We start from the raw sequence: 6,906 nt of genomic DNA on the forward strand, positions 1-6,906 counted from the left end.
TTATTAATCAGTCCTGCTTTATTCTGGGCAATTTCAATTGCTTGGGCTTTCGCAGAACTGTGTAAACCTGTTGCCAACAAATAAAAAGACCAGAATAAAACAATTACTGTAAGAATAACAGTGATAATAGCGGTTTTTTGCCATTGTTTCTTCATAACTACTTCCTATCAAACTTTATTTATAGTGTATCAAAAATTTGACTTAAGAAAAATATTTATTTGCTGGGAAATTTCTGATATAGAGAATTGTTCATTATAAGCAGGTAACTCTAATTCTTGATATATTTTTTTACCATAATTAGTAGTAGCAATTCTGCGATCTAAAAAGACAATAATACCTTGATCAGCTGGTGAGCGAATTAAGCGCCCTACCGTTTGTTTTAAGCGCCGACTTGCAGTAGGTAAGCTGTCTACTTTAAAGGGATTAAGTCCTTGATCTTGCCAATACTTATTTTTAGCAGATACTAAAGGATCGTTAGGCGCCGCAAACGGCAGCCGTGTAATAATTACTAATTTTAATTCTCCAGCTGACAAATTTAAACCCTCTCCAAAAGTATTAGTTGCTAATAAAATAGCATTATTATTGAGATAAAATCTTTTTTTGAGGCGCTTGTTAGAGCCACTAATGCTTTGAGCGAGAATTTCTCGTTGATTAAAAACAGGCATATCTTGTAGATAATCATAAACTGTCTGCAGGGTCTGCAAAGAATTAAACATAATCAAAGTCTTGCAGTTATTATGGCTTATTAATTCTAAAATAGCTGCTGCCAAATAGGCATCATATTGATCATTACGGACATGGGGCGCAATACGAGGTAAATAAACTTTAATTTTGTCATCCAAAATGTAATCACGTTTTAGGCTGAGACGATCTTTAGCAGGAATTGTTTGCGTGATACCTAATTGCTGACAAAAATTTTTGAAACTACGCTGATATTTTAATGCAGCACCGATTAAGATAGTTGTCTGAAATTGCTGCTGTAACTGTTGAATTAGTGCTTCTTGAGTAAATATTTGAGTATTTAAACTGAGAGTATCCCAATTACTATAATTAGTCATTTTTAAGATAAGACCAGTTTGAGGGCTCCAAATTGATAATCCAGCTAAGACGTGTTCCAACTGACGTTCTTGATGCAGGACTATTTGATATTCTAAACGAAGCTGAAAAATAATTTGAATAATGGCGGCAGTGGGCATTTGGCTACGTTCATATAACGAAAAAATGCGCGCAATTTTAGCTAGGAGTGATTGTAAATTTTGGGCTAATAGCGATAAAGCTTTAATAGTACGGTTTTGTAGTTGAGCAGGATTAATTGCCAAGGTCATTTCACTTTGACGTTGATGTAATGGAATTTGTTTTTTTAGATAACTACTTAATAAATCAGCTTCTAAAAAATCCAAATGTTGTTTAAAATTATTAAAATCATTGTCCAATTCTAGTAGGTCATCATGTGTCCAAGAATACAAATGATTTTGTGAAAAAGCAGTTCTAATAGTTACTCGTTGTTGATATAAAATATCACTTATCTTTTTAAGAGCATCTTTAACCAGCCGAAAATCAAACTTAGTTTGGGGCCGTAAAGTCTGAGCAATGAGGTTGCTGGCTTCATCAACAATTAAAACTTGAGCAGTCTTCCAAATTTTTAAATCTAAATTATTTAATAAATAAGCTTGATTAGTAATAATTAAATCGCTTTGCCAAGCATTTTCACAATGGCGCTGCCAAAAATCATACTGATAAAATAAGCCTTGTTGACGATGGCCATTGCTGGCAATTATTTTAAAAAAATCCGTCTGATAGTTAGTTAGGTTAAGCTCTGCCAATGCCCCGGTTTGGGTTTGTGTCAGCCAAACAATTACTTTCATCTTTAATAAATCACTCTGCCGATTACCTACTTCTGATCTTAAGGTTTGATAAAAATTATCTAAATCTAAATAATTATGTGCACTATTGATTATGGTTGCACTATAGGTACGCTGGCGAATTTTTTGCAGAAGTGGCAAAGATTCATGAACTAATTGTTGCTGAAGTAGTTTAGTTGAAGTGGCAATAATAACTTGTTGACCTTGGTCCAAATAATAAGAAAGTGGAAATAAGTAGCCTAAAGTTTTACCTGATGCGGTTGGAGCATCGACTAAGGCTAAGGGACTTTTTTGTTCAACTTTACGTTGAATAAAATTCATCATTTTCATTTGTTGAGGACGAGCCGTAATAGTCTGCGCAAAAACGGCCGCTTTTTTGGCTTGTGTACGCGGATAGTGGCTTTGAGTAACTAAAGAACTTGCCACTACTTGAGGCTTTTTTAATACGAGACCATGAACTTCTACCAAATAATCCGGTAAAGTGTGGGGCTGATCCAACGCTTGATTAATCATCTGTTCTACAAAATCACCTGTTTGCCGGGTTAAGTTACTTGTAAAATGACGTAGTAACTTTAAGGTAGCAACCGGTAGATTAAGAAGCTGTTGTTGCAAAGACAAGAATAATTCTGCAGTTACCAAAGCATCACTGTCAGCTTGATGAGGCCGGTTATGTTGGATATTTAAAAAATTAGTCAAATCTCGTAACTTAAAGCTGGGAGCTTGCGGCAAGAGAAACTGTGCTAATTCGACTGTATCAATCGCTGGATTTGTTAAAGGGGACTGCTTAGCAGCCTGTAATTCCGCCTGTAAAAAGGGGAAATCAAAATTAACATTATGAGCAACAAATGCCCCACCTTGTAAAATTTGCTGAATTTGTGGAACAAAATGCTTAAAATCAGGCTGCTCTTGCAATTGTGCTGAATTAATTCCAGTTAAATCAATGATTTTTTCATTTAATTGACAATGAGGATTAATTAAGAAACTTTGTTGATTAGTAATTTGACCATTTTCAATAGTCACTGCAGCAAATTGAATAATCTTATCCCCATTTTTAACTTGAGTTCCGGTAGTTTCTAAATCAACTACGACATATTTATTTTTTGTTATCATAATTTTATTTTACTTCAATCACCTGGTTGATGGAAAGTAAACACAAATATTTGTGGCTTACCTTTTGAGGGGAAATTTGTTCGACAGCTTGCTGATACAAATTTAACTGACCAGAGTACTGTTGTAAAGCCCACGGAATTGAATGTTTACCGGCCGCTTTTTGCGGTTCAATAAAATCAGTTTTGTAGTCAAACAATACAATTTGATGAGCAGCATCGCGAAACAATCCATCTATAATTCCGTGAATTAAGATCTGGTCATCATCTTGGTTATCCATTTGGGAAAATAAACGACTGGCTGGCAATAACATCGAAAAAGCCCATTCTCGTTTTAAAGTACTTTGACATTGAATAATTTGTGCTCCCAAATCCGATTGATAAAATTGCGCTAAACTCTCGTAGTTAATCTTTTCAGCTACTGCAGCTGCTAAAACTTGTTGCTGTACTAGTGTTTTCGCTAATTGTTGGAAATCGCCCTGTGTAGGTACTGCTTGCAAATTAATTTTTTGCAGCAATAAATGTGTCGCACTCCCAATGTCGGCTGGTGTAACGGTAGCTGTTTCACCAGTTAAAAAATTAGGCCGAACAAACTCATCAATAATGTAGCGATTACCGCGGGGATGCTGTTGGTTCCAATCAATGACAGGCAGATTCTGATCATCTGGATCAGCAAATAAGTGCTTAATTTCTGAGACTGATTGATAGGCGGTCGTTTTGGTAGCTGGAAGGTGCTGATATTGAAAATTTAAAATTTTTTCTACCGTTTGTTCAAATAATGGCGGCGTGGTTATGTCTTTATTCAGCGGTAAGTTAGTCTCAGACAACTGTTTGATTTTAGGAGCTGTAACAACGTTGATTTTAAAATCAAAGGCGCTATCTGCTTGAGCCACCACTTGTTCTTGGTCAAGTTGACCATTAAGTCCCCATACATACTGCAACATATCTTGAAATGAATTGAATTTATTACGTAAAGCTAAATCAATCACCATCTTAGGACTAGTTGGCAATTGCCAATTACTCCACTGTTCACTAAGAGTATCTTTAATTGCACCCACCAAAATTAATTTTTGTTGAGCACGCGTTAAAGCAACATATAAAAGTCGAATTTCTTCTGATAATGATTTTTGGTTTTGATAGGCTTTGGTAGTATATAGCGGTAGAGTTTCATAAGCTATATGAGTATGTGCATCAAGATATTTAATACCAATCCCTTGCTGGGTATCAAATAAATATCTTTTACGTTTATCTTCGTTATTAAAATGATGATCAATATTTAATAAAAAGACTACTGGGAACTCTAAGCCTTTGCTGGCATGAATCGTCATTACCTGAATTTCATTACTTTCAGGATTATATTCGAGAGATTGTGCTAAATCCTTATTATTGTTCTGAATATGTTCAATAAAGCGAATAAATTGAAACAAGCCCTTAAATTCCATTTGTTCAAATTGATCGGCTCGCTGATATAGGGCATGTAAATTAGCAACTCGTTGCCGACCATTCGGCATTCCTTGAACATAAGAAAGGTAACCTGTTTGCAGATAAATTTGCCAAATTAATTCTGCAATACTAATTTTAGGCGCCTGTTGCCGAAAATCCATTAATTGCGTCATAAAATGCTGCACTTTCTTAGTTAACTGCTGTGCAAAAGTAGTTTTTTGGTTATAAGCTGTATCACTTAAATAATTTAATAAAGCTTGATAGTAATCACCTGTACGACTATTAATCCGAAGATAAGCTAATTCATTTTCATTCAAGCCTCCAATCATTGAGCGTAAAACCGCAACTAAAGGAATATCTTGCCGGGGATTATCAATAATTTTGAGCATCGAGAGCATTGCCTGGATTTCGGTTGTTTGAAAATAATTGTTAGCATCAGTCACAATGACAGGCAAATGGGCCTGGGCAAACAAGTTGACAATATCGTTATTTAAACTTTTCACTCGCGTCAAAATAGCAATATCAGAATAGCGTAAAGGTCGTTTTTGCCCAGTTTTACGGTCATAAATTTGATAATTGTGCGCAAACATTTCTTGAATTTTGGCAATTATTAATCTGATTTGTGCTTGTTCATTGGAATTACTGCCATCTTCCTGTGCCGTTTTTGAGTTTAAGATAACTTCGGTTTGAGTATCTAAATCCTTAGGAAAATGTGCTCCAGCCACCAAACGTGTTTCTTTGGTATAATCCAAATCACCTAATTTATGATCCATAATCCGTTCAAAAATACCATTAACCGTTTTAATAACATTTTCACTAGAGCGGAAATTATCTGTCAAATTGATTAATTGACCCACTGCTGGATTTTTTTGCATTTGATGATATTTGCTGACAAATAATTGCGGTGCAGCCTGACGAAAACCATAAATTGATTGCTTAACATCCCCCACCATAAACAAATTTCCAGGTTGGGGCTGGCGAATTTTTTGAATAATAGTTTCCTGGAGTGGATTGGTATCTTGATATTCATCTACCAAAATTTCGGCAAATAATTGTTGGTAGTATTCTTGAGCCACAAAATGATGATCTTTTTTTGCTTGTAAAATTTGTAAGGTATAGTGCTCTAAATCATTAAAGTCCAAACAATGCTGAGCTTGTTTTTCTAGTTGAAATTGTTGCATAAACTTATTTTCCACTGTTACTAATTGTGAAATCAAATTGCTACTCAATTGCAGAATTTGCTGCCATTGATGATTATCTAAGGCAAATAACTTATATTGTAATTCTTGAATTTGCTGAGTAACATTGTCTTTAATAGTCTTAAAAGGCTGAGTAATTTCTGGCGGGGTTTTAGGTTTGGCGCGACCTTTAATCTTTGTAAGTCCCAAAATTTCTCGGCGCAAATCATCCCAATTTAATTGTGGCAACTTAACTATTAGCTTTTGTAATTGTTCATTTAAAGTTGCCAAACTTTCTTGATAGCCACTCAATTCAGTGGCTGCTGTCACTTGATTTAAAGCTTTTTGCAACTGAATTTGTAAATAAGCTAAGTTAGTTTGTAATGTGGGCAATAATGTCTGTTGATAAAATATAGTTTGGCTAATATCGCTTTGTACTTGATATTGGGTCGGTAAATTAGCAATCCAAGCTAGAGGATCCGGCGTTGTCAAAGCAAAATCTGTCAGCTTAAAAATTAATTCAGCCATATCATCATCATTATTACCGCTAACAAAATTATCCTCTAACTGAAAAAATTCAGCATCTTCTTTTTGATAATAGGCATTCCGCACCTTTTGCCATGCGCGTTCTTTTAATAAATAACGTTCATTATCATCGCTTAATAACCTAAAGGTAGGATCAAGATCAATTAAGTAATAAAATTTACGAATCACTCGCAGACAAAAAGCATGCAACGTACTAATATAGGCCCCAGGTATTAAGGACAATTGCCGATAAAGATGTTGTTTTTGATCCTTATTCTCCACCTTAGCTGCCTGTTGGCGTACTCGATTGGTTAAACGTTGTTTCATTTCTCGAGCAGCAGCTTCAGTAAAAGTAACAATGAGCAAATGGTCCACTTCTTGACCTGCTAATAATTCGTGAACGATGCGGTCCACTAAAATAGTTGTTTTGCCTGATCCAGCCGAAGCAGAAACTAAAATATCACTGCCGCTAGCAGTTAAAGCTTGCTGCTGATTGGGGGTAGGATTGTATTGCGCCATGTTAAGACTCCTCATTATTTGTTGAATTTAATTTTTCAAAGAAAGCTTTTTTATTCAAATTTTCTAAATTACGGTAATTATTTTCCGGCAGCATTGCATCAAATTGCATAATAGGCAAAAAATCACTGTATTGTAAGGCGGTAGTTTGTTTATCCTCCCTTAAAGGACTTAAACGATTATCACCGCTTAAGATTTTATTGGCTGCTTGTGTGATTAGTTGCTGGTTATAAGTTAACATTTGTTGAAATTCTTGTGGTGAAACTACTTTTTGTC

At 35.1% G+C, this 6,906-nt stretch carries 3 protein-coding genes; all 3 read right to left on the reverse strand.

The features are described from left to right. Positions 1 to 188 precede the first annotated feature (188 nt). On the reverse strand, positions 189 to 2,972 hold the full coding sequence (locus tag EQ827_RS07160) for a helicase C-terminal domain-containing protein (protein WP_181190317.1): 2,784 nt from the start codon (positions 2,970 to 2,972) through the stop codon (positions 189 to 191). A gap of 4 nt (positions 2,973 to 2,976) precedes the next feature. After that, the gene (gene addA / locus EQ827_RS07165; RefSeq protein WP_181190318.1) at positions 2,977 to 6,633 is read right to left on the reverse strand and encodes a helicase-exonuclease AddAB subunit AddA; all 3,657 of its coding nucleotides are present in this window, start codon (positions 6,631 to 6,633) and stop codon (positions 2,977 to 2,979) included. Between the two features lies 1 nt (position 6,634). Then, positions 6,635 to 6,906: hypothetical protein (locus EQ827_RS07170; protein ID WP_181190319.1), on the reverse strand; the 272-nt coding region annotated here is incomplete at its 5' end.

Origin of the sequence: Bombilactobacillus bombi, from assembly GCF_013607485.1 — a bacterium.
Classification (GTDB): domain Bacteria; phylum Bacillota; class Bacilli; order Lactobacillales; family Lactobacillaceae; genus Bombilactobacillus; species Bombilactobacillus bombi_A.